Source organism: Microbacterium sp. ARD31 (assembly GCF_031844425.1).
The window spans coordinates 1-23687 of sequence record NZ_JAUZVE010000007.1 but is presented as its reverse complement, the minus strand read 5'-3'; the positions used below and the strand labels follow the sequence as shown (position 1 = coordinate 23687).

Sequence of the window (23687 nt, the reverse complement as noted above, 5' to 3'; positions counted from 1 at the left end):
AGTTAGCTCTCTCATGACTGAACCCACGTTCGGCACGCTCGGCGTGCCCGCTCCCCTCATCGCCGCGCTCGCCGCGGAGGGCAAGACCAGCCCCTTCCCCATCCAGGTCGACACCCTGCCCGACACCCTCGCCGGGCGCGACGTCCTCGGCCGCGGCCGCACCGGCTCGGGCAAGACGCTCGCGTTCTCGATCCCGATGGTCGCGCGCCTCGGCCAGGGTCTCGCCGGCGGCACCCGCCGCCGCGGCCGCATCCTCGGTCTCGTCCTCGCTCCGACGCGCGAGCTCGCGACCCAGATCGACCGCACCCTCGCGCCGCTCGCCGCGGCCTACGGCATGAAGACCGCCACGGTCTTCGGCGGTGTGAACCAGAACCGTCAGGTCGAGGCCATCCGCGCCGGCGCCGACATCGTCGTGGCCTGCCCCGGCCGCCTCGAGGACCTCATGCAGCAGAAGCTCGTGAGCCTGGATGCGGTCGAGATCACCGTCATCGACGAGGCCGACCACATGGCCGACCTCGGCTTCCTGCCGGGTGTCACCCGCATTCTGAACGCGACCCCGCAGGGGGCGCAGCGCATGCTGTTCAGCGCGACGCTGGACAACGGCGTCGACAAGCTCGTGAACCGCTTCCTGCAGAACGAGGTGCTGCACTCCGTCGACGAAGCGCACTCGCCCGTCGCCGCGATGACCCACCACGTCTTCCACGTGCCCGGCTCCGACGAGAAGAAGGAGCTCGTGCGCTTCCTCGCCTCGGGCACGGGCCGCCGCATCCTGTTCCTGCGCACCAAGCACGCCGCGAAGAAACTCGCCAAGCAGCTGACGTCGCAGGGGATCCCCTCGGTCGACCTGCACGGCAACCTCTCGCAGCCGCAGCGCGACCGCAACCTCGCCGCCTTCTCGGCCGGCACCGCCCGCGTGCTCGTCGCGACCGACGTCGCCGCCCGCGGTGTGCACGTCGACAACGTCGAGCTCGTCGTCCACGTCGACCCGCCCATGGAGCACAAGGCGTACCTGCACCGCTCGGGTCGCACCGCGCGCGCCGGCGCCGAGGGCGCCGTCGTCACGATCGTCCTCCCCGAGCAGCGTCGCGACGTCGACGAGCTGCTGCGCAAGGCGTCGATCTCGGTCACGCCCGAGACCGTGACCGCGGCATCCGCGTCGGTCGTCGAGCTCGTCGGCGAGGTCGCCCCCCACGTCACGCCGGCCCCCGAGCAGCCGCAGGTCCGCGGTGGTGGGCAGAGCCAGGGCGCCAACGCGCAGCGCAAGCGCGCCGCCCGCGAGGGCCAGGGCGACCGCGGTCGCCAGGGTCAAGGCGGGGGCCGCGGGCGCGGCCAGGGTCGCAGCGCGGAGGCGTCGCGTCGCACCTCCGACGCGCCGCGTCGCGATGCTCAGCCCGCGCGCACGGCCGGTCACGGCCAGGCCGCTTCGCACGGCGCCCCGAAGGCCGCTCCGGCCGGCGGCGCGCGCCGCACCGGCCGTCGCGCCACCGGGGGCGGGTCGCTCACCGTCGGCTCGGTCGTGCGCCAGAACGGCGCCGGCCGCCGCGGCGGTCGCTGACCCGCAGGATTTAGGCCGAGAGCCGCATCCCCTCCACCGGGGTGCGGCTCTCGTCGTCCGTTCGGGTCGGACGTCTCTCAGCCCGCGGCATCCGTCGGCGGCTGGATCACGACGCCGGTGACGTCGATCGTCCGACCGGCGATGGCGGAGATGCGGAACACCGTCGCCTGGCGCGGCGTCGACACGTCGAGCGGCAGGATGACGACCTCGACGCGATGGTCACCGACGGTCAGGATGCCGTGACCGGGCGCATCGACGAACAGCGAGTACGTGCGCGCCCGCATCGGCGGACCGCCGTCCACGGGGGTGCCGGGCTCGGGGGAGCGCGGGAAGATCCGCCGCACGGTCGGCTGCGGCCGGCCCGGGATCTGCCCGCTCTTCATCCGGAGCGGGAACAGAGCGATCACCTGTCCGACGAAGAGCTCGATGATGTCGTCGGGCCCCGTCGAGGATGCAGCGTCGTCAGACGCTGCCACGCTCACGCCGACTCGGAACGGACGAGCTCGCGATCGGAAGAGGCGACCTCGAGCGCACGACGCAGCTGCGTGCTCGAGGTGTGGACGGTGTACGGGAAGTAGACGACCTCGACGCCGACCTCCGCGAACTCGCGCTCGAGGCGGTCGCCCTTCTCGGTGCCGCGCCAGTCGTCACCCTTGAAGAAGTGCGTGAAACCGACCTCCCGCCACACGTCGAGCTTGTTCGGCACCGTCTCGATGTGGACGTGGTCGACGAAGCGGATGCCGCGCACGATGTCGGCGCGTTCCGACGTCGGGATGAACGGATCGACACCCTTCACCTGGTGCAGCATCTCGTCGCTGACCACCCCGGCGATGAGCAGATCGCAGTTGTCCCTGGCATGCCGAAGGATGTTCAGGTGTCCCACGTGGAACAGGTCGAACGCCCCCGCGGCGTAACCGATACGCACAGTCATCGCAAGCTCCCCAGCAAGCAGACAGATCGAGCCCCAACTCGAACCGGGCCCCCAAAGCCCGATGGGGGGAGACTACACCACGGCGAGGTGGGGCGTCACGACTCGTTCCGCGGCCGGTACTCGAGGTAACGGAATCCCGCGCCGCCCGCGGCCATCCCCGCCCCGCGGGCGATGAGCCGTGCACCGCGGGCGCGGTGCGAGACCGATCGGGAGACGGCGCCGACGAGCCATCGGCCGGCGCCCGCCAGCGCTCGGGCGGTGCCGACGAGGACCCACCGGACGCGGCGGGTCAGGCGGCGAGCGGCGCCGCCCGTCAGGACGATGTCGCCGCGGGCGGTCGTCGTGCCCACGCGGAAGGCTCGCCGCAGGACCCACGACGCCGTCGCACGCTCGTCGGGGACGTGATCGATGACGAGGGCGTCCGGTGCCGCGAGGATCCGCGCGCCGCGACGGTGGAGCGCGGACGTGAAGTGGATGTCCTCGCCGCCCGTACGACCGAAGCCCTCATCGAAGCGGATGCCGGTGGTCCGGAGGATCGCGCAGCTGATCAGGAGGTTGTTGGTCGGAGCCACCGGCATCCGCTCACCATCGGCGAACCGCACGCGCCGGAAGAACCCGCCCGCCGTGATCCACGCGGACGGCGGGGAGTCGAAGGTCGATTCCACGCGGCCCGACACCAGGTCCGCCTCGCCCGCCGCCCACGGTGCGACGAGGGTCCGCAGCCAGCCCGGCTCGGGGACCTCGTCGTCGTCGATGAAGACGAGGGCGTCCGCGCCGCGGGCGAGGGCCTCGTCGATCGCACGGTTGCGGACGGCGGCGAGTCCGGGACGCGGCTCGGGCACGTACGCCGCCTTCGCGGCATCCGCGACACCGGCCGCGCTGCCCTCGGGGTCGTTGTCGATGACGAGGACCTCGACGCGCAGGGGCGCCACGTCGTTGCGGTGACCGCCGAGCGCCGCGAGCAGCCTGCCGAGGCGTTCGGGCCGCCGGTAGGACGGCACCGCGATCAGGACGAATGACGCCGTCCCGCTCACGCTCCGCTCCGCCGGGAGCGGATGGCGCGGAGGTAGGCCTCGCGATGACGGATGCCGACGAGTGACCAGCCGCGATCGTCGAGGTCCGGGCCGGCGGCGGGCGGTGTCGCCGCGGTCTGCGCGAACTCCTCGAGGTCGCCGGCGGTGAGGTCGCCGTCGAACATCGAGACCCAGCCCGGCCCGACCTCGTCGGCGAGCGCCGTGTTGACCTCGTTGCGCGGGACGAGCACGGGGCGGCCGAGCGAGAGCGCCGCGAGCGCCGTTCCCGAGTTGTGCATGAACCGGTACGGCAGGACGATGCCGACGGTCGACATGACCGCGCGCGCGAAGTCGTCCTCGGACAGGTAGCGGAGGTCGAGCGAGATCCGGTCGTCGGCGGATGCCAGCGTGCGGATCTCGTCGGCGAGCTCGCGGTTCGACGGGTTGCCGGAGATCCGGAGCCTCCAGTCGGCGAGCCCCGCCGCGGTCGCGCGGAAGGCGGCGATGAGGGATTCGACGCCCTTGTACCGGCGGACCAGCCCTACGAACCCGAGCGTGCGCGGCTCCGCCGGAACGGGATCGACGTCGGCGAACCAGTCGCGGTAGTGCCCGTGGGGGATGACGGCGGACGGGACGCCCGCGCGCACCGGCGAGGACTCGTTGAGACGGATGTGGAAGTCCGCGCGGCGGTCGACCCAGCGCAGCAACAGACGCTCCCATCGCGAGTCGACGTCGGGCAACTCCACGTTGTGGAGCGTGCGGACGATCGCCACCCGCGTGAGGCGCAGGCGTGCGATCAGCACGGTTCCGAAGAGCCGCCGGACGAATCGCTTGAGCGGGGTCGCGCCGCCGAAGAGCGTCTCGGGCCAGTGGAAGTGCAGGGCGTCGTAGCGGCCGAACAGGGCCGTCCGCCGGTCGAAGCGCAGGTGCTCCAGCCCGGGGTCGGCGGCCAGGGCGGCGTCCAGCATGTGGACGTACGGGTTGGATGTGGGCCGGGGGGCGCCGAAGGACTGCATCACGCGCGGGCGGTCACCGGTCGACATAGCCGACAGTCTGGCAGGTTGACGCATCCCCTATGCTCAGACCGGGGACGATGCATCTAGTCGGGGGACGGAGCATACAGCGATGAGCGCATTCGGGGACTCGTACGGTCGGCTGGCCGCGGCGCAGAAGGGCCACGCACGGGGCGCGCCGGCGTACTCGGTGTACATCAACCGGCGCATCGGCAGGGCCCTGGCCGCCGCCGCGCACCAGTGGGGGATCACTCCCGACGGTGCGACCGGCATCAGCGCGCTGCACACCTTCGGCGCGCTCGTCCTGCTGGTGGTCGCGCCCGCGCAGTGGTGGACCGGATGCCTCGTCGCGGCACTCCTGGTCCTCGGCTACGCGTGGGATTCGGCCGACGGTCAGCTCGCCCGCCTGCGCGGCGGGGGCAGCCTCGCCGGGGAGTGGCTCGACCACTTCGTGGACGCCTTCAAGACGGCATCCCTCCACCTGTGCGTCCTCGTCGCGCTGTGGTGGCACACCGACGCACGCGACACCCTGTGGCTCGTGGTGCCACTGGCCTACTGCGTCGTGGCGGTCGTGACCTTCTTCGGGATGCTGCTCAACGACCTGCTCAAGGGCAAGAAGGGCGTCCCGTCGACGCACGCCCGCGGCGGCGGCACGGCGCTGCGCTCGCTCGTCCTCGTGCCGACGGACTTCGGCCTGCTGTGCCTCGTGTTCGTGCTGTGGGGCGCCCCGCCGCTCTTCCTGGCCGCCTACACGCTGCTGCTCGTCGCGAACGCGGTCTTCCTCGCCGCGGCCGCCGTGAAGTGGCACCGCGAGATCCGCGCGCTCGACGTCGCGACCCCCGACGAGCCCGCCGTACCGGCCGCAGGGGTCCTGGCGCCGTGACGCCCCGCGCGGCGGTGGTGATCGTGAACTACGGCGCCAGCGCGATCCTCGAGCCGAACGCCGCGACGGTGCAGCCGCCCGGGGACGGATTCGTCGTCGTGGTCGACTGCTTCAGTTCGACGGACGAACGCGCGCGCATCGACGCGGCCTGCCGGCGCCACGGCTGGGTGCCGGTGCTGCTCGAACGCAACGCCGGGTTCGGCGGCGGGACGAACGCCGGAGCGGCTCTCGCGCTCGAACGCGGCGCCGAGGTCGTCGTCGCGCTCAACCCCGACGCCACGATCGACCGCGAGAGCCTGGCGCAACTCGTGCAGGCGGCCGCCGACGACCCGCTCGCGCTCGTCTCGCCGACGATCCTCGACGGAGCGGGCGGCGTGTGGTTCGGCGGCAGCGATCTCTACCTCGACGACGGGTCGATCGCCGGCGCCCGGCGCCGCGCCGAACGGGCCGGAAGGCCCCGCCACGAGTGGGCGACCGGCGCCTGCTTCGCGATGTCCGCGGAGCTCTGGTCGCGGGTCGGCGGATTCGACGAGGAGTACTTCCTGTACTGGGAGGACGTCGACCTCTCGCGGCGTGTGCTGGACCTCGGCGGTTCGCTGCGCACCCTCCCCGTCACCGCGGTCCACGACGAGGGCCAGACCCATCTCGACGCCGTGCGGGGGCGCGCGAAGTCGGAGACGTACTACTACTTCAACATCCGGAACCGACTCCTCTACGCCGCCAAGCACGGCGACGCGGAGACGGTCCGACGGTGGTCGCGGGCGACCCTCCGGGTGTCGTGGTTGATCCTGATGCAGGGCGGACGCGCGCAGCTGCGCTCCATCCGTCCGTGGCGCGCCCTCGCACGCGGCATCCGCGACGGACGACGCGCCCTCGCCGGCGCACCCGCGAAGGGCCGCGGCTAGCGGCTGCGGGCCGCGCCGCGCAGGCGCTCCACGGCCGACCGCCACGTGTGTCGCGCGACGACCGCGTCGCGGGCCGCGGCATCCGCTCGTCCTCCCCAGGTGCCGTCGATCGCGGCCGCGACGTCCCCGGCGGTCGCCGTCGGCGACACGAAGCGGGCGTAGGTGCCGACGGTCTCGCGGAAGACGGGGATGTCGCTGACGAGGAGCGGCGCACCGAACCACGCCGCCTCCACGGCGGGAAGCCCGAACCCCTCGTCGAGGCTCAGACTGATCGCCAGGGCCGCGTGCGTGTAGAGCCAGGCGACCTCATCGTCGTCGAGGGAGCCGAGGAACACGACCCGTCCCTCGGCGACGGCGGTGCGGAGCCCCTCGGGCAGTTCCGTGCTCACCCCGGAGTGGGCGGAGCCGCCGACGATGTACAGCGGCGTCCGCGGCGTGACCGAGGCGGCGAGACGGGCGCCGTCGATGACCGCGGCGAGATTCTTGCGGACGTTCAAGCGCCCGACCGTGACGGCGAACTCCGCGCCCTCCGGGACGGCGCGCGGGCGGCGCGGAGCGGCATCCGTCAGAGCCGTGGGCACCCCCAGCCCCACCGCGACCGGCGCGAGGCGCGGCGCGAGGCGCGCGATCCGGCGGGCCTCGGTCTCGGTCGACGTCGACACCACCGCGGCGCGGCGGGCCCACGGCAGCATGGGGGCGAAATACAGCCGCTCGCGGCGCGAGAACCACTCGGGGTTGTCGTGGAACATCGCGTCGTGGACGAACACGACGGAGCGTCCCGACCGGGGAGCGTAGTTGTGCACGACGCTCACGTCGGCGCGCGCGGCGCGGGACAGCCGCGGGAGCTCCCAGCGGTTCGAGACGGCGTGCGGCCAGAGCCTCGTGCGCACGACCTCGGCGCCCGCGGGGACGTCCGAGGCGTCGGCATCCCGCCGCAGCGCGAGGATGAGCTCGTCGCCGGGGAACACCTCGGCCCAGGTGCGGATGAACTCCCGCTGCACGGTCCGGTTCGCCCCGGGTCCCCGGCTCCACCAGAACGCATCGAACATGACTCGCATCGTCGCCCCCCGGGGTCATCATACGAGGCCGCCGCGGAGCGCCCGCGAAGATCGCACTTGCGCTGAAGAGCGGGGGGACGTATGTTGTGCACGATCCTGCTGGGGGCGGGATCTCTCGTTGGGGAACGAGAAACGACTTTGGGGGTCGGATCCGCGTGGGGACGATTGATGCTGGGCGTGGCATACGCCGGCTGCGATGGGGGACGCTTATCGCGCTCTCGGGGATGGTGCTGCTCGCCGGCTGCAGCGCCGTAGAGGCGGCGGTACGGCCGATCGCCGTACAGGAGTCGGAGAGTCCTTCTCCCACGCCGATCGACCCGGATGCGCCGGCACCGACGCCGTCCGTCGAGGCGGATGCGCCGACGAAGGCTCCCGCCGCCGAGGTCGAGACCGGCCCGATCGACGAGCCGATCGAACTGTCGACGGGTCTGGTGATCGAACTGGACTCGGTCTCGGCCACCTCTGTGACGGCGGCGACCCCGGGCGAGGTGTCCGGCCCCGCTGTGGTCGTGAAGCTCACCGCGCGCAACGACTCGCGCGAGACGGCCGACCTCGACTCCGCGGTCGTCACCCTCACCGCCGCCGACGGCGAATACGGCATCGGCACCACCGCCGGGCCCAACACGCCTCTCGCCGGCGACCTCGAGCCGGGCGACTCCGCCTCCGGTTCGTATGTCTTCATGCTCGACCCGGCGGCGGATCGCTCCGTGACCGTGAGCGTCAACTACTCGGCCGGGGAGCCCGTCGCCGAATTCTCGGGAAAGACGGACTGATGATCCACAACGCAACGACTCGGAAGCCGTCGAAGCTGACGCGCGCCGTTAGCATCCTCGCGGCTGCGGTGCTGATCGGTACCGGGATGCTGGCAGTGTCGCCGGCCGCCCACGCCGCGGAACCCCTCTCGCCCGACCCGGCTCCGCTCCTGCAGCGCGACGCCGACGTCGCCACCGCCGACGCGCTCCCGACGGTGCAGATCGACGACGGTTACGTGTGGGCGCAGACGATGGTCGGCAACACGGTCTACGCCGCGGGTTCGTTCACGAACGCCCGGGCACCGCTCGCCGCTCCCGGCACGAGCCTGACGCCGCGGTCCAACATCCTCGCCTACGACATCACCACGGGCGCCTTGAAGCCGTTCGCCCCGCAGGTCAACGGTGTCATCAAGGCCATCACCGCCTCGCCCGACGGCAGCCGGATCTACATCGGCGGGTCCTTCAACTCCGTCAACGGCTCGACCCGCTTCAACTTCGCCGCCCTCGACGCCACGACAGGCGCTCTCGTGCCCGGATTCGCTCCGTCGGTCGGCGGGACCGGCGTCTACGCCGTCGCCGCGACGGGCAGCACCGTCTACGTCGGCGGCCGCTTCACGCAGGGCAACGGCGTCGCGCGCGCCAACCTCGCCGCCTTCAGCGCGAGCAACGGCGCATTGATGTCCTGGGCGCCCACCACCGACCTCCAGGTCGACGCGATGGTCATGGAGCCGGGCAACCAGAAAGTGATCATCGGCGGTCGCTTCTACACCGTCAACGGCGTCGGTGGCGAGCAGCGCGGCATCGGCGCGCTCGACCCCGCGACGGGAGCGACCGTCCCGTGGGCGGTGACGTCCATCATCAAGAACGGGTGGGCCGAGGGTGGCAACGCCGGGAAGAGCGGCATCTTCACGCTGGCTACGGATGCTGGTGGCGTCTACGGGACCGGATGGACCTTCGCCGACGCGGCGACCGGCAACATCGAAGGCACGTTCGCGGTCGACGCCGGCGCGGGGAACCTCCGCTGGCTCGCGGACTGCCACGGTGACCACTACGGCGTCTGGTCGACGGGCAAAGTCGTCTATTCGACGAGCCACACCCATCAGTGCGACACGGTCAGCCTCTGGCCCGAGCAGCCGACCCGACAGTTCCGTTACCTCGAGGCGTACACGGCCGATGCTCGCGGCACGCTGCCCCGCACGCCGAGCGAGAGCTCGATCTACAAGAACTGGGCGGGTACACCGTCCCCGTCCGCGTACGCCTGGTACCCCGACTTCACCGTGGGCAACACCTCCGGGCTCGGGCAGGCGGGCCTCTCGATCACGGGAACCGGCGACTACATCTCCGTCGCCGGTGAGTTCGGCAGCGTCAACAACCAGCGGTACCAGGGCATCGTGCGCTTCTCGACGAAGCCGTCGACGGGAGCCAAGCAGGGTCCGCGCATCGCGACTGCGAGCTGGACGCCGAGCGCGCGATCGATCGCGGCCGGCGAAGCCCGCGTGCAGATCCAGGCGAACTGGGACCGCGATGACATGAACCTCACCTACGAGCTCCGCCGCAGCGGGCGCTCCACCCCCGTCGCGACGACCACCGTCGCCTCGACGTGGTGGCAGCGGCCGGGCATCGTGATGAAGGACACCGACGTCGTCGCCGGGCAGACCTACACCTACACGGTGGTGGCTCGCGACGGCAACGGCAACACCGTCCAGAGCTCTCCCGCGACCGTCACGATCACGTCCGCATCCGCATCGGCGTACGCCACGGCGGTCATCGAGGACAGCGCGACCCACTACTGGCCCCTGGGCGAGGACTCCGGCACCGCCGGCTTCGACTGGGCCGGGAGCGACGACCTCACCGTGAACGGCGCGACGCGCGGCGTCACGGGACAGAACCAGGCCACGCCCACGAAGGCGACGCAGTTCGCCGGCGGGGACAGCTCCTTCGCCTCGACCGCCACGTCCGAGGCGGGCCCGAACACCTTCTCCGTGGAGGCTTGGTTCAAGACCACCAGCACGTCCGGCGGCAAGATCGTCGGATTCGGGAACAACGCCGGCGGGACCTCCGGCAGCTACGACCGGCACGTCTACCTCAGCAACGATGGTCGGTTGACGTTCGGCGTGTACCCGAACAGCGTCCAGACGCTCGAGAGCGGGCCCGGCTACAACGACGGCGCCTGGCACCACGTGGTGGCCAGCCTGTCGCCCGAGGGGATGCGGCTCTACGTCGATGGCGCCCTCGTCGGCGGCCGATCGGACATCACGTCCGCGCAGGGGTACAACGGCTACTGGAAGGTCGGTGGCGACAACACCGGCGGGTGGCCCAACCGTGGCAGCAGCAACTACCTGTCGGGCACCATCGCCGACGTCGCGGTCTACCCGACGGCGCTGAGCCTCGACGCCGTGGCTCGCCACTACGCCGCGAGCGGCCGCGGGACGACGCCCGCTGCGGCACCGTCCGACACGTACGGCAAGTCCGTCTACGCGCTCAACCCGTCGGTCTACTGGCGCCTCGATGAGACGTCCGGTTCCGCCGCGGCGGATTCGAGCGGTGCGGGTTACATCTACCCGGGTACTTACTTCGGTGGGGTGACCAAGGGAGCTCCGAGCGCGCTCGCCACCGGCGCGGGCTCCTCGATCACGCTGAGCCCCAACGGGCAGACCGGCGTCACGGGCGACAAGCAGGTCTTCAACCCGACCACGTACTCGATGGAGACGTGGTTCAAGACGACGAGCACCGACGGTGGCAAGCTGATCGGCTTCGGCAGCAGCCGCACGGGCGAAAGCGGAAGTTACGACCGCCACGTCTACATGAGCGGTAACGGAGCGATCAAGTTCGGCGTGTGGAACGGATGGGCCGGCATCATCCAGAGCGGTCCGGGGTTCAACGACGGCGAGTGGCACCACGTCGTGGCCACGCAGTCGTCCGCCGGTATGCGTCTCTACCTGGACGGCCAGCTGGTCGACCAGAACGACATCGCGACTGCCCAGAACTACAGCGGATACTGGCGGATCGGCGGCGACAACGGCTGGGAAGGAGCGACGTACTGGACCGGTTCCCTCGATGAAGCCGCCGTGTATCCGACGGCGCTGACCGCCGCGCAGGTGACGGATCACTTCCGCACCGGCTCCGGGCTGCAGCCCCCGAACGGAGAGCCGCGGGATGCGGCGTTCACCGCCGACGCGACAGGTCTGACCGTCGCCTTCGCCGGTACGGCGACCGATCCCGACGGGGACCCTCTGACCTACCAGTGGAATTTCGGGGACGACACCTCCGATTCCGGTGCGACGGTCTCGCATCGCTTCGCTGCCGCCGGCACGTACCGGGTGACGCTCACCGTGACCGACGAGCGTGGCGGCTCCACGCAGCGCGCCGAAGACATCACGGTCACCCACGCGGCGCCGGTCGCGAAGTTCACGTCCGCGTCCGACGAACTCGAAGTGACGACGGATGCCTCTACGACTTCGGCATCCGACGACGCAACCCTCATCTACGACTGGAATTGGGGGGATGGGTCCGCGCACTCGACCGGCGTGACCGCGTCGCACGTCTATGAGGAGGACGGTGATTACACGATCACCCTCACGGTGACCGACAGCCTCGGAGGTACGTCGACGTCGGAGCGTTCCGTCTCGGTCGCCAAGGTTCCGGCGGCTGCGTTCGTGGCAGCGGACGCCTTCGGTCGCACCGCCTCGTCCGGATGGGGAACCGCTGATGTCGGCGGCACATGGTCGCTCCTCAGCGGCAGCGCATCGGTAGCCTCGGTCCAGGACGGCAAGGGACAGCTGACCCTGCCGGCCGGCCAGACACGCACTCTGGCGCTGACGTCGACGGTGCGCGACTCCGAGAGCAGGGCCGACTACACGCTGGTCAATGCCCCCTCCGCGGGCGCCGGCTACGTCGGCCTCGGCGCTCGTCGTATCGGATCGAACTTCTACAACCTCCGGGTGTGGCATCGAGACACAGGGGCGGTGTGGCTCGTTGCACAACGCGGCACCACAGTCATCACGTCGAAGCTGATCAGTGGTCTCACCTGGAAGGCAGGAGACAGCTTCTCGCTCCGAGTCGATGTCACCGGCACCAATCCCACGTCCATCCGCGCGAAGGTATGGAAGCAGGACGCTTCTGAGCCGACGGCGTGGCAGTTGGAAACGACTGACTCCACGGCGGGCATGCAAGAGGCCGGTGCGCCCCTCCTGCACTATGCGATGGCGGGAACGGCGACCGTCCCCGGGACGGTGAAGTTCGACAACCTGACGGTCCGCGACACTCAGAGTGAGCCTGCACCCAATCAAGCACCGGTCGCCGCCTTCTCGTCTTCGGTCGCAAATCTGACGGCTTCTGTGGACGCATCGTCGTCGTCGGATGCCGACGGATCGATCGCTTCGTACTCGTGGAACTGGGGAGATGGCTCCCCGGCTTCGACGGGAAAGACAGCGTCGCACATCTACGAGTCGGCGGGTGACCGGATGATCACTCTGACGGTCGTCGACGACGACGGTGCGTCCCACACCGCCACAAAGACGGTGACCACCAGCTCGCCCGCACCGAATCAGGCACCGGTCGCGAGTTTCTCTTCGTCCGCCTCGGATCTGACCCTGTCTGTCGACGCTTCAGCATCGTCGGATCCGGATGGTTCGATCGCCACATATTCCTGGGCGTGGGGTGACGCGTCCGAGGACGGACTCGGCGCGAAGACCTCGCACTCCTTCTCGGCAGCGGGAAGCTACGAGGTGACCCTGACCGTCACCGATGACGACGGGGCGACTAACTCGGTGAAGAGGACCGTGACGGTCACTGCCCCTGCTCCGGCCCACGTGCTCGCGCGCGACGCGTTCGAACGGACTGCGTCGAACGGATGGGGATCGTCCGACCTCGGCGGCAGCTGGACGATCAGCGACGGCGCAGTGAGCGCGGCAAGCGTGGGCGGCGGAGTCGGGAGGTTCGCTCTCAACGCCGGGAGTACGCGCACCGCGCTGCTGTCCCAGACACCGGTCCGCAACTTCACAGCCACTGCCGACTTCACGGTCGACGTGTCGTCTGCGAGCGGATCGGGTTACGCCGGGATCGTTCCGCGGCGATCCGGCAGCAACTTCTACGCGGTGAGCGCGTGGCTCCGATCGGACGGCAAGATCTGGCTCGTCGCTCAGCGCGGCTCGACCGTCCTCCAGACGACGACGACCACCGGTCTCACCTACAAGGCGGGGGACAGCTTCTCGCTCAAGGTGGAGGCCTCCGGAGCGTCGGGCACAACCGGGCTCCGGGCGAAGCTGTGGCAGAAGGGGGCGACGGAGCCCACCGCGTGGCAGCTCGTCGCTTCAGATACGGACGCAGCGCTGCAGGCGGCGGCACCAGCCGGTCTGCGTGCCTCGCGTGCGTCGTCATCGACCAGTGCGATGACCGTCTCCTTCGATGAGTTCCGCATCTCGCCGATCGACTGACGCAACGGAGGCCGGCCGGGCTGCGGAAGCCCGCTCGGCAGGCAGGACCGAACACGGGAGAGGGGAGCACATGCCGAGCGCGATAGTCATCTCCGCGGGGCTGGCGGCGTGCATCGCCGCGGGCCTCGCCGCCGTTTTCCTCATCCGCGCGGCGCGACTCAGCTTCGTCGTGTGGATCCTCTCTGTGTTCTTCCTGCCCGTGTGGGTGGGTGTGAACGTCGGCTTCTTCATGTCCGCGATCACCCTCCTGACAGTCCTCTTCGTCGCCCTCCACAGCGGACGATTCCGGTTGTCGGGGCCCGACGCTTTCATGCTCCTCTTCACCGGGCTCGTCGTGCTGCTCTTCGCGGCGAAGCAGGTGGAACTGACGTATGCGGTCTCGGGGATCCTGGAGCTGGTCCTGCCCTATTTCTGGGGGCGGATCGTCTACGAGCGTGTCGGTTCGGCTACCGTCACCGCGTGGGTGGCTGGGGTAGCGGTGGGCGTGGCGGCGCTGGCCATCGTCGAATTTGTGACGGGGACGAATCTGTTCGTGGCCATCCCCGGTTCCGAGCCGCTCAAGGAGACATGGGCAGAGCTCCAGCCACGCGCGGGATTCGTGCGCGTCGAGGGCGCTTTCGGACACTCCATCGCGTTGGGTGGCGCACTCGCCATGTCAGCGGCGTTCGTGCTGGCGTCGCGGGCGAAGGCATGGATGAAGGCGTTGGGTCTGGCGATCGTCGGCCTCGCGGTCGTCCTGACCTTCAGCAGGATCGGCATCGTCACCTTCGTCCTGACGGTGGTTCTCTCGCTCATCCTCCTTCGTACCGTGGGCGCAGCGACGCGGTGGGCGGTGGGCGGTCTCCTCATCGTCGCGGCGGCGATCCTGGTTCCGTTCCTCGACACCGTCTTCGCCGACGCGGGCGGTGAGGCGGGGGGGAGCGCGGACTATCGCGGTGGTCTGACGGTTCTGCTGAGTCAGGTGCGACTCATCGGCGGTGCTTCCGAGTGGGAGAGCCTCGTCGTCGGCGATGTCTATCTGGGCAACTTCCGGGCATCCATCGACAATGCGTTCATCGCTCTCCTGCTGCGATACGGCTATCTGCCGACGGCGGCTCTCTTCGCGGTCTACGCCGCCGCCGTCGTCCTCGCGGTGCGGTCCAGAGCTCTGTCGCCGGGGCTCGTGGCGATCGTCGCGCAGGTTCCGGGTCTGTTCGCGGTCGCGTTCATCACTCAGTACGGGATCCTGCTCTGGTTCATCGTCGGTGTGACCGTCGGGCAAATCACGGCGAGTGGACGGCCCACACCATCAGACGAAGCGCCGCGTCCGAAGTTCATGATCATGGATGGTGCCGCTCTCGGCACGTCCGCAAAGGGGAGAAGAAGTGTCGCGACGTCCGGAAAGTAAATCCAGAAGGTCCCCGATGGCGACCGCGAGGGAATCGCTGGCGGCGTGGCGACGCATCGCCCCGTTCTTCTCGAAATCTCGGGGAAAGATCGCCCTCATCTCCGCCGCCTCCGTCGTCGCGGGGCTCCTCGAGGCTGTGCTGCTCACGCTGATAGCGGCCCTCGCCCTCGCTCTCGCCGACGATCGCGACGTGCGCGTGGGCCTCGGTGGAATCACCTGGGATTTGGCGACTCCTGTGGCTTTGGGACTGGGCATCGCCCTGGCGGTTCTGCGCGGCATCCTGCAGCTTTGGGTCGTCTACTTGCCCGCCGTCATGGGCGGGCAGGCGATGGTGGACCTGCGGACTCGGCTCTTCGATGCCTTCGTCGGCGCTGCGTGGCGGTCGAAGGCGTCCGAGCGCGACGGTGGCTTCCAATCCGTCATGCTGAACCAGGTGCGCGCGACGTCCGAAACGATCGTCCTCATCGCCGGCATCATCTCCGCTGCGTTGATGTTCGCCAGTCTGCTCGTGTCTGCGGTCGTGATGAGCCCCGTCGCGGCTGTGGTGATCACCGTCGTGTCGTTGGTGCTCTTCGCCGCCCTCCGCCCGCTTTCGAACTCCTTGCGCAAAAGCGCGACCGTCCTGAGCTCGGAGAACATCGAGTACGCGAAGACCACGCAAGAAGCCGCAGCGCTTGCCGAAGAGACGGAGGTGTTCGGAGCCGGCGCCGCTTACCGAGGTCGGTTCTACGCCCAGCTGCGAGCGGTGCAGATCCCGTCCCAGCGCGTGCGCTTCCTCTCAGCAGCGGTTCCGTCCTTGTACCAGAGCGTGGCGCTTCTGGTCCTGGTCCTGGCGCTCGGTGTGGTCGCACTCGTCGGAGCCGGCAACGTCGCGACGCTGGGAGCCGTCGTTCTGATCCTGGTCCGCGCCGTCACTTATGGACAGCGAGTACAGACGGTGATCTCCTCCGTCGACGAGAAGCTACCCTTCGTGCATCACCTGGCTGATGCGATCGAGCGTTACGAGTCACAGCCGCAGAATCCTGGTCGACGGGGCGCAGATCACATCGGTGACTTGACGATGAGCGGCGTCGGGTTCCACTACGAGGGGGGCGCGGATGTGCTCCGTGACGTCTCCTTCTCTGTGAGGCGTGGTGAGACGATCGGCATCGTGGGTCCCTCGGGTTCCGGAAAGTCGACCTTGGTGCAGCTCCTCCTCCGGCTCCGGGAGCCCACAGAGGGGACATTCTCGGTCAACGGTATCGATGCGTCTGACATCGATCGCGAGGACTGGCGACGGATGGTGACGTACGTCCCGCAGTCGCCTCAGCTCTTCTACGGGACGGTGCGCGAGAACATCCGGTTCTTCCGTGAGGACGTCGACGACGCGGCCGTCGAGGATGCCGCGCGCCGCGCTCACCTTCACGAGGACATCCTCCGACTTCCCCAGGGTTACGACACCATCGTCGGAGCCAGGGCGTCCCTGGTCTCCGGTGGTCAGAAGCAGCGGATCTGCCTCGCGCGTGCCCTCGCCGCTCGCCCGGCGGTCATGATCCTCGATGAGCCGACGAGCGCTCTGGACGTCAAGTCGGAGGAATCCGTCCAAAGATCGCTGCAGGACCTGGCGGGGGACACCGTGGTGTTCTTGGTCGCTCATCGTCTGTCGACGCTCGCGATCTGCGATCGGGTCATGGTGATCGCGGACGGCACGATCGTCGGGCTGGACAGCGCAGAGAACCTCATGGACGACAACACCTACTTCAGAGAGGTCAGCGAGATCTCGAGCCGCGCCGCCGTTCAGGGCCCTGCGCGTCAGTCGAAACGGGGGTGACCGCGTGAGCCGCATGTCTCACGAGCAGTCGCGATGCGACCGAGGGCTCACGAGGAGGGCCGGATGAGCGCAGAAGTACTTTTCGTCTGCCACGCCAACGTCTGCCGATCGCGACTGATGGAGCATGAGTTCCGAGCTGCACAGAAGGAAGTCGGCCCGGAGCGGTGGCGATCATCGAGCGCGGGTGTGGCTGCCGTGGGGGGACATCCCCCCTGTGAGGCGGTGCTTCAGCTGGGCCTTGGCTCGCCCCTTGGTGCGCGGTCGCGACGGGCGGACCGAGGCGCCGTGCAGCTCGACGGCGATGCTCTGCAGACGGCCGGACTCGTGATCACTGCCACTCGAGCGGAGCGCGCGGAGGTTGCGCTCCTCGACCCGACGATGCGGTCTCGTACCTTCACACTCCGTGAGGCCGTCGCACTCGCTCGCATCGAGCCCAACTATGTCCCGGTTCAGACAGGGGTGAACGCCGACGATGTTCTGGCTGCCTTCGCCGAGTCACTCGACCGACATCGCGGCAGCGTCCGTGCAGAGCAGATTTCGCCTCGCCGCCGCTGGTCGCGCCGGCGCGGGGGTGCGACCAACTTCGATCTCGACATCGCTGATGCGCACAACCGGCGTCCTCGTGATCATCACAAGGTGCTGAGCATCGTTCAGGCTCAGGCCAGAGCGCTGCACGGGCAGCTGTCGCAGTTCGCAGAACACCACGAACACCTCGCCACCTGACCGCGCGCATCAGCCGGTCGGCGCGACTGGTCCTCAGCCGGACTTCTCGACGCCTGCGGCGCGGACCGGGCTGACCGGACCGTAGTACTCGCCGGCCTTCTTGTCGTGCCGGGCGCGGTTCAGAATGCTTCCGAGGACGCGGGCTCCGGCGCCCTCGAGCAGTTTGATCGCTTTCGCCGCATTCGGCCTGCGGGTCTTCGTCGCGTCGGCGACGAACAGCACGCCATCGACGGAGGGGGCGAGGAGGCTCGCGTCCGCCACGTTCAGTACCGGAGGGGCGTCCACGACGACGAAGTCGTAGCGACTGGCCGACTGTTCCAGGAGATTCGCCAGCGCTTCAGAGGCGAGGATCTCCGCAGGATTCGGGGGAGTGCCGCCTGACGGAAGGACGTCGAGGGTCGATGACCGGAAGGGGTATTTCGCGGTGTCGAAGTCGTGCACCTTCAACAGGACGGACGTCAATCCGACCGCATCTTCGATGCCGAAGAACGTGTGCACTTGCGGGCGTCTGAGATCGGCGTCGATGAGCAGGACCCGATGATTGAGGTCAGCGAGAGTCAACGCGAGGTTCACGGCGACTGTCGACTTGCCCTCTCCGGGAGAACTGGACGTGACGAGAAGTGTCGAGACGCGAGAGCCGACATTGGCATAGGTGAGCGCAGACCTCAGGCGGCGGAACTCCTCCGCTGATCGGCCCAAGGGCTCCTGAGCGATGCCGGCGGCGCGATGAGAGAGAAGAGGGGCTCGGGTGATGACGCCGAGGACGGGTGTGCCGCTCACGCGCGCCAGGATGTCCTCGTTACGGACGCGTGTGTCGGCTGCGCTGATGATCAGGGAGACGGCGATCCCGAGGATGCCACCGACGAGCAGCCCGACCAATGCGTCGCGCGGCTTGTTCGGCGACGACTGCGAGGTGGGCACGACAGCCTCGTCGATGGTTTCGGCCACGATCGTGGGGGCGCCCGCGGCCCCCTTCGGGGAGATCTCCAGCACAACGTCGGCGAGTTCGGCGGCGATCGCGTTCGAGAGAGCCGCCGCCCGCTCGGCGTTCGTGGTGGTGGAAGTGATGCGCAGGATCACGGTGTCCTGCGGGATCGTCACGTCGATGGAGCGAGCCAGGTCACGTGGAGTCGTGTCGATTCCGAGCTCTTGGATGACCGGCTCGAGGACCCGCGACGTCGTCGCGAGCTGAGCGATCGACAGCATCTGATTCTGCGTGTACGTCGAACCCTGATTGAGATCGGACGCGCTCGCCCCCTGGTTGAGCGCGAAGTAGAGCGAGGACGTCGACTGGTACTGAGGGGTTTCGAGCGCGGACACGCCGAACGCCGATACGCCGCCGACGACGGCGAAGACGGCGATCCCCCACCAGAACTTCCGCAGCGCGTTCAGCAGCCAATGACCGGACCGAGGCGTTGTGTCCGCCATGGCTCCCCCTCCCCCAGAGTCCTCCCACTCTACCGGCGCAGAGCCCTTCACGACAGCGAACGCCGGTCTCGAGACGCCGGTGCGCTGGCGTATCGGTCGGTGCCGGAACCCCTCGAGTGATGATCCCCTGATGAGGGAGTTCTCATGCGGAGAGAGTCGGTCTAAGTGCCCTGATACCGTCAGCGGATTCTCCCCAGCAGGTTCACCCGACCTGCCCTGCTGACGGCCCCGACACCCCTGCTCGAAGAGAGACCTCATGTCCCGACGCTCCCGGCCCACAAGAACGGGTGCACTGCTCCTGGCTCTCCTCCTCGGCATGGCTGTCGCGAGTGGGTCCGGTGAGCCCGCCGCGGCCGCGACCGCGGTGTACGTGAAGGACGCCATGGCGCGATCCGTCGGGAAGGGATGGGGCATCTCCGACCTCGGGGGTTCCTGGACGACGGGGCCCGGAGCCGTGGCATCCGTTCGTGATGGCCGGGGGTGGATCTCGAGCCCGCAACCCGGACGCACAGCACGAATGTCCCTCGGCGGCACGATGCGGGATGTCGACTCCACCTTCTCGCTTTCGGTTCCCAGCGTGCCGACATCGGGCACCGGTCTGTACCTCTCCCACGGTGTTCGCGCGACGTCAGGCGGCGCTTACGTCGTCGGGGTCCGCATCATGGTGGGGGGTGTCGTCGAACTGAGCGTCCAAAAGCGGTCCGGAGTCACAGTCGGTACCTTCTCGTCGGGGCGCTTGCGGGAGAGGGTCCGGCCAGGCGGAACTGTCGATGTCCGTATCCAGGCGATCGGGTCGACGACAGTCGCCCTCGTCGCCTCCGCCCGGGTGGCAGGCTCCGCGGACGCTGCGGGGCGAACCCTGACGTACTCCGACTCATCCGCGAAGCGGATCGCAGGCGCCGGAGGGGCGGACTTCTCGTTGTATACGTCGTCATCGAGCGCGACGCTCCCGCTGGGAGTGGACGATCTGAAGATCTCGGCGCCCGGGGTCGTGCCGCCGAGGCCGACCCCTGCGCCGGAGCCCATCCCTGCACCGGGGCCCGTGCCTGGGGCCGGACAAGTGATCGCCGGCGCGCGGTCAGCAGCCGGGGCGAGCGCTCCAGGCTCCGTCGCTTACGAGGTGCCGGCGAACGCGGTAATCGTCTCGCCCAAGGGGAACGACTCCGCGGTCGGTACGGCTGCGGCACCGGTCCGTACGATAACCGCTGCTCTGCGGAAGGTTCGCAATGGAGGAACCGTCGCACTCCGCGGCGGCGTTTACCACGAGAGCGTCATCGTCCCGCCTCAAAAGCGCGTCACCCTTCAGCCCTACGGCTCCGAAGCAGTCTGGCTGGACGGCGCGGAGACAGTGACAGGCTTCCGCGCATCCGGCGATGTGTGGGTTCGCTCCGGATGGACCCAGCAGCTGGATGCCAGCCCGACGTTCGTTCGAGGGGCACCTGATGGTGCTGCGGAGGGATGGAAGTTCATCGACCCCGCTCATCCGATGGCGGCTCATCCGGATCAACTGTGGATCGACGGGAAGCAGCTGACACAGGTGTCATCGCGATCCAAAGTGACTCCGGGCAGCTTCTTCGTCGACCCTGCGGCGGACCAGCTCGTCGTGGGGTCGGACCCGAACGGGAGGAGGGTGGAGGCGAGCACCCTCGTCAGTGCTCTTTCCGTCCGCTCCGAAGGTTCGGTCGTCCAGGGAATTGGCGTTCGCAGGTACGCCACGAGCGTTCCGGACATGGGCACCGTCATCATCGCGGCGAAGGGCGTCACGCTGTCGAACGTCACCATTCGGGACAATTCGACCACGGGGCTTTACACCTGGTCCACGCAGACCACGCTCTCGCATGTGTCGGTCATCGGCAATGGGCTCCTCGGTGCAGGCGCAGCCCAGGCTGACGGGCTCGAGATCCGCGGGATGCTGTCCTCGGGGAACAATCGAGAACGATTCAATAGGGCGCCCGTCTCGGGTGCATTGAAGATCCACAGCTCCTCGGGTGTGAGGGTGGTCGACAGCGTCTTCGCGGACAATTACGGACAAGGACCGTGGTTCGATGAGTCGAATGACGGCGTGGTGTTCGCCGGCAATGACAGTCTCCGCAACACGGGTAACGGCCTCGTCTTCGAGCTCTCCGAGCGCGCCGTCATCGCGGACAATCTCGTGGCTGACAACGGGATCAACGGGATCTACATCGTGAACGCGGGTTCCGCGTCGATCTGGAACAACACCGCGGTCGGGAACGAACGGAATATCGCCGTCACTCAGGACGCGCGACGCTCGAAGAATCCAACCATCCCGTGGATGAGCAAGAACATCGTGATCGCCAACAACGTCTCCGCTGAACCGAAGGGAACGTGCCTGGTGTGCGTCGACGACTTCTCGCGGTCCCTCGTGGGCGGGCAGATGGTGACGCGAGCGGAGGGCAACTTCTATCACCGCGCATCGCCCACGGCGACCCGCTGGTTCGCGATCTACTCGCGCGGCGCGGCCGGATCCTCCGAAGGCTTCGCGACGCTCGCCGACTTCACGTCCGCCACCGGGCGGGACAAGCGGTCGGTGCTGGTCGAGCAAGCGGCATCCCCGGTTCACGACGACTACTCGCTGCGATCGGCGACGGCTTCGCGGCAGACCTCGATCGCGGTACCCGTCCCCGCTCAGATCGCGGGCGTCTCCGACCTGACGACGGGTGAGGTGAGCCTCGGCGCGCGCTTCCGGTGACCCACGGCGCGACGGACGCGCTCCATTCCGCGGGTCCACACGATCGCCGGGAGATACCGTCGGCGGAAGCGCCGGATGAACGTGCCTGCGGCGGCGGCATCCGGGAACAGGCCGAAGGTGGTCCACGCCTCGGCGATGCGGGCGAGGGTGGCGGGGTCTGCTGCGGCGAGCACCTGGCGGTGCACGGCGAACACGGCCGCGTCCTCTCGGCGGTGCTCCGCGATCGCGGCGCGGACGCCGTCGATGGATGCCGCCTTCGGCCACACTGCGGGTGCCGGGAGCGACCGGTTGTTGCGCAGCGCGGCCAGGCCCGGACCCCGCGTATCGATCCAGCCCGCGTAGAGGAAGAACTCGAGCAGCTTGCGGCGCTCGAACTCCTCCGGGAACGTGCGGCCCGACCGCCGCTCGATGTCGTCCATGACAGCGCGGACGGTGTCGGTGTCGAAGACGAAGGGCGTGGCGGTGGGCGGGAACGCGGCGACCGCCCGTTCGGTCTGGTGCGCATCTGCGCCGAGGTAGGTGAGGGTCCTCACGAGTGACTCGCGGAGCGGATGCGTCGTGTACGGATGCGAGCGTCCGAACGCGCGACCGGTGAGGTCGACGAAATCCGCGGCGCTCGCCGCGCGCGTGAAATGGTTCTTCGCATCGAGGACCACGTAATGAGGAGTCCGGATCCGCCGGGCGATCGCGAGTTTGGCTGCCTGTTGGCTCCGCCAGCCCCCGGTGGCGCCGGGGTCGATCAGCTCCCGCGTGCGCACGATGCGCACCCTGTCCTGCAGAGCTCCGTACTCCCGCAGGAGGCGGCGACGGGAGGGCCCGCTCAGTCCGAGGACGCTGTTGTCGAGGATGAGCATCTCCTCGACGCTGGCGGGGTCGAGATAGCGGGCCATCGAGCGGGCCTGTAGTTCGAGAAGCGGGACCTCGGCCTCGAAGACGACGGTCACGAAGGTGAGGGGCGACATCATCGGGTCGCCTCGACGAGGTGCTGTACGTCGGCGAGGAGCCGCTGCCCCCGCTGCTGCGCCTGCCGTGCCTGGTCGGCCAGGGACGGGTCGTCGACGGCGGCGAGGATCCGGTCGGCGACCTCCTCGGAGCCGCTCGCGTCCACGACGTGCGGCCAGCCGAGCTCACCCATGAGGGGCGCGAACTTGCGGGAGTAGGCCATCGCGATCGCGGGGGTTCCCGTCGACAGGGCGTTCAGGCAGGCGTGCATGCGCGCCCCGATGACGAGGGATGCCCCGGCGATGACCGCCCGGGCGTGCTCGAGGTCGCGCGGCACGACCAGCCCCAGGCGCCCTTCGTACTCCGCGTGCAGCTCGGTCGCCACCGGGACGTCGTTGTCGGGGTCGGCGGAGTCGAGGACGTGGGGGAACAGGGTGACGGAGCGGCCGCGGACGAGAAGTCCGTCGATCACCGCGCGGATCTGGCGTCGGTACGCCTCGGGGTCTCCGTGACGGGTCGACCGCCAGAGCAGTCCCGAGACGTTGAGCAGGACGTCGTGACCCCGCTCGGCCACGGGCTGGTCGATGCCGAACACGAGGTCCGTCGTCGTGAGGTCGACGGGTCGCCCGAGCGTCGCCGACGCTGCGGCGCTCAAGGGATCGCGGGCGAGCACGAGCCGGGAGCGGTGCACGTCACGCCGAGCGAGCAGCCGCGACCGGCGCGAACCGAAGGGGCCGATCGTCTGCGGCGCCAGGACCGTCGGGACGTGTCGACGCGCCGCGAACTCGTGGATCATCGACATCGTCGTGTGCCGCGGGAGGCCGTAGATGTCCGAGAAGCTGTCGCCGGACCGGGTGTCCCAGTAGAGGTCGAACCCGTCGAGCCAGTCGCGCATGCCGCGGCGGCCGGTCACCCACTCGCGGACGAGACCACGCGGGGACCACGTGACGGCCTCGGGCTTCGAGCCGTAGTTCATGTACACGAACTCCGCCTGCGGCCAGATGCGGCGGAGCAGGTCTTTCGACCCGCGCCCGAGGGCGCGGACGCCGAGGTTCGGTGAGGTCTCATCCGTCCAGGCGAGGAGGATGCGCATGGGGTGTCCTTTCCAACCGTCGGGCCGCGGTGCCGCACACCGCGGCCCG

Annotated in this window: 17 protein-coding genes; 9 read left to right on the top strand and 8 right to left on the bottom strand. The window is 69.2% G+C overall.

The features are described from left to right. The first annotated feature begins 13 nt into the window (after positions 1–13). On the top strand, positions 14–1555 hold the full coding sequence (locus Q9S36_RS18980) for a DEAD/DEAH box helicase (protein ID WP_311286483.1): 1542 nt from the start codon (positions 14–16) through the stop codon (positions 1553–1555). A 77-nt stretch (positions 1556–1632) separates the two neighbouring features. On the opposite strand, the gene Q9S36_RS18975 is transcribed toward Q9S36_RS18980, so the two are convergent. The 4 genes from Q9S36_RS18975 to Q9S36_RS18960 all read right to left on the bottom strand — a co-directional run bounded on the left by Q9S36_RS18975 (position 1633) and on the right by Q9S36_RS18960 (position 4542). Then, positions 1633–2031, bottom strand: coding sequence for a hypothetical protein (locus Q9S36_RS18975; protein ID WP_253034988.1), 399 nt, complete (start codon positions 2029–2031; stop codon positions 1633–1635). Positions 2032–2033: 2 nt separating this feature from the next. Continuing rightward, a complete protein-coding gene (locus Q9S36_RS18970; protein ID WP_253034989.1) occupies positions 2034–2486 on the bottom strand; it encodes an adenylyltransferase/cytidyltransferase family protein in 453 nt (150 codons plus the stop codon). Positions 2487–2581: 95 nt separating this feature from the next. Next, positions 2582–3520, bottom strand: a complete 939-nt coding sequence (locus tag Q9S36_RS18965) for a glycosyltransferase (protein WP_311286482.1) — start codon at positions 3518–3520, stop codon at positions 2582–2584. Beyond that, entirely contained in the window at positions 3517–4542 is a 1026-nt protein-coding gene (locus Q9S36_RS18960; RefSeq protein WP_311286481.1) for a glycosyltransferase, read from the bottom strand. The genes Q9S36_RS18965 and Q9S36_RS18960 overlap by 4 nt, the downstream gene beginning before the upstream one ends. 82 nt (positions 4543–4624) lie before the next feature. Here Q9S36_RS18960 and Q9S36_RS18955 point away from each other — a divergent pair, with 82 nt between their 5' ends. Next, positions 4625–5395, top strand: coding sequence for a CDP-alcohol phosphatidyltransferase family protein (locus tag Q9S36_RS18955; RefSeq protein WP_311286480.1), 771 nt, complete (start codon positions 4625–4627; stop codon positions 5393–5395). Beyond that, complete coding sequence (locus tag Q9S36_RS18950; RefSeq protein ID WP_311286479.1) at positions 5392–6300, top strand: glycosyltransferase family 2 protein; 909 nt, start codon at positions 5392–5394, stop codon at positions 6298–6300. Before Q9S36_RS18955 ends, Q9S36_RS18950 begins: the two co-directional genes overlap by 4 nt. On the opposite strand, the gene Q9S36_RS18945 is transcribed toward Q9S36_RS18950, so the two are convergent. Further along, positions 6297–7349 carry a glycosyltransferase gene (locus tag Q9S36_RS18945; RefSeq protein ID WP_311286478.1) on the bottom strand — a complete coding sequence of 351 codons (1053 nt, stop codon included), beginning with the start codon at positions 7347–7349 and terminating at the stop codon, positions 6297–6299. The two genes, Q9S36_RS18950 and Q9S36_RS18945, sit on opposite strands and share 4 nt — an antisense overlap. Before the next feature lie 233 nt (positions 7350–7582). On the opposite strand from Q9S36_RS18945, the gene Q9S36_RS18940 reads away from it, so the two are divergent. The 5 genes from Q9S36_RS18940 (at position 7583) to Q9S36_RS18920 (ending at position 17465) form a co-directional block, all read left to right on the top strand. Further along, complete coding sequence (locus tag Q9S36_RS18940) at positions 7583–8131, top strand: hypothetical protein (RefSeq protein ID WP_253034995.1); 549 nt, start codon at positions 7583–7585, stop codon at positions 8129–8131. Next, entirely contained in the window at positions 8131–13545 is a 5415-nt protein-coding gene (locus Q9S36_RS18935) for a PKD domain-containing protein (RefSeq protein WP_311286477.1), read from the top strand. The genes Q9S36_RS18940 and Q9S36_RS18935 overlap by 1 nt, the downstream gene beginning before the upstream one ends. Positions 13546–13615: 70 nt before the next feature. Next, complete coding sequence (locus tag Q9S36_RS18930) at positions 13616–14932, top strand: hypothetical protein (RefSeq protein ID WP_311286476.1); 1317 nt, start codon at positions 13616–13618, stop codon at positions 14930–14932. Beyond that, positions 14871–16742 (top strand): ATP-binding cassette domain-containing protein, encoded by a 1872-nt coding sequence (locus Q9S36_RS18925; RefSeq protein ID WP_311286475.1) that lies wholly within the window; start codon positions 14871–14873, stop codon positions 16740–16742. The genes Q9S36_RS18930 and Q9S36_RS18925 overlap by 62 nt, the downstream gene beginning before the upstream one ends. 33 nt (positions 16743–16775) lie before the next feature. Further along, positions 16776–17465 carry a hypothetical protein gene (locus tag Q9S36_RS18920; RefSeq protein WP_311286474.1) on the top strand — a complete coding sequence of 230 codons (690 nt, stop codon included), beginning with the start codon at positions 16776–16778 and terminating at the stop codon, positions 17463–17465. Positions 17466–17498: 33 nt separating this feature from the next. On the opposite strand, the gene Q9S36_RS18915 is transcribed toward Q9S36_RS18920, so the two are convergent. Further along, the gene (locus Q9S36_RS18915) at positions 17499–18944 is read right to left on the bottom strand and encodes a polysaccharide biosynthesis tyrosine autokinase (protein ID WP_311286473.1); all 1446 of its coding nucleotides are present in this window, start codon (positions 18942–18944) and stop codon (positions 17499–17501) included. Positions 18945–20013: 1069 nt separating this feature from the next. On the opposite strand from Q9S36_RS18915, the gene Q9S36_RS18910 reads away from it, so the two are divergent. After that, positions 20014–21603, top strand: coding sequence for a right-handed parallel beta-helix repeat-containing protein (locus Q9S36_RS18910; RefSeq protein WP_311286472.1), 1590 nt, complete (start codon positions 20014–20016; stop codon positions 21601–21603). Here Q9S36_RS18910 and Q9S36_RS18905 read toward each other — a convergent pair. Beyond that, positions 21540–22568 (bottom strand): DUF6492 family protein, encoded by a 1029-nt coding sequence (locus Q9S36_RS18905; protein ID WP_311286471.1) that lies wholly within the window; start codon positions 22566–22568, stop codon positions 21540–21542. The genes Q9S36_RS18910 and Q9S36_RS18905 overlap by 64 nt on opposite strands. After that, positions 22565–23638, bottom strand: coding sequence for a polysaccharide pyruvyl transferase family protein (locus tag Q9S36_RS18900; protein WP_311286470.1), 1074 nt, complete (start codon positions 23636–23638; stop codon positions 22565–22567). Before Q9S36_RS18900 ends, Q9S36_RS18905 begins: the two co-directional genes overlap by 4 nt. Positions 23639–23687: the final 49 nt, after the last annotated feature.

Coding starts and splice junctions, on each gene's coding strand:
- Q9S36_RS18980 (WP_311286483.1), top strand. CDS start 14: ATGACTGAACCCACGTTCGGCACGCTCGGCGTGCCCGCTCCCCTCATC.
- Q9S36_RS18970 (WP_253034989.1), bottom strand. CDS start 2,486: ATGACTGTGCGTATCGGTTACGCCGCGGGGGCGTTCGACCTGTTCCAC.
- Q9S36_RS18960 (WP_311286481.1), bottom strand. CDS start 4,542: ATGTCGACCGGTGACCGCCCGCGCGTGATGCAGTCCTTCGGCGCCCCC.
- Q9S36_RS18955 (WP_311286480.1), top strand. CDS start 4,625: ATGAGCGCATTCGGGGACTCGTACGGTCGGCTGGCCGCGGCGCAGAAG.
- Q9S36_RS18945 (WP_311286478.1), bottom strand. CDS start 7,349: ATGTTCGATGCGTTCTGGTGGAGCCGGGGACCCGGGGCGAACCGGACC.
- Q9S36_RS18940 (WP_253034995.1), top strand. CDS start 7,583: ATGGTGCTGCTCGCCGGCTGCAGCGCCGTAGAGGCGGCGGTACGGCCG.
- Q9S36_RS18935 (WP_311286477.1), top strand. CDS start 8,131: ATGATCCACAACGCAACGACTCGGAAGCCGTCGAAGCTGACGCGCGCC.
- Q9S36_RS18930 (WP_311286476.1), top strand. CDS start 13,616: ATGCCGAGCGCGATAGTCATCTCCGCGGGGCTGGCGGCGTGCATCGCC.
- Q9S36_RS18925 (WP_311286475.1), top strand. CDS start 14,871: ATGGTGCCGCTCTCGGCACGTCCGCAAAGGGGAGAAGAAGTGTCGCGA.
- Q9S36_RS18920 (WP_311286474.1), top strand. CDS start 16,776: ATGCGACCGAGGGCTCACGAGGAGGGCCGGATGAGCGCAGAAGTACTT.
- Q9S36_RS18905 (WP_311286471.1), bottom strand. CDS start 22,568: ATGATGTCGCCCCTCACCTTCGTGACCGTCGTCTTCGAGGCCGAGGTC.
- Q9S36_RS18900 (WP_311286470.1), bottom strand. CDS start 23,638: ATGCGCATCCTCCTCGCCTGGACGGATGAGACCTCACCGAACCTCGGC.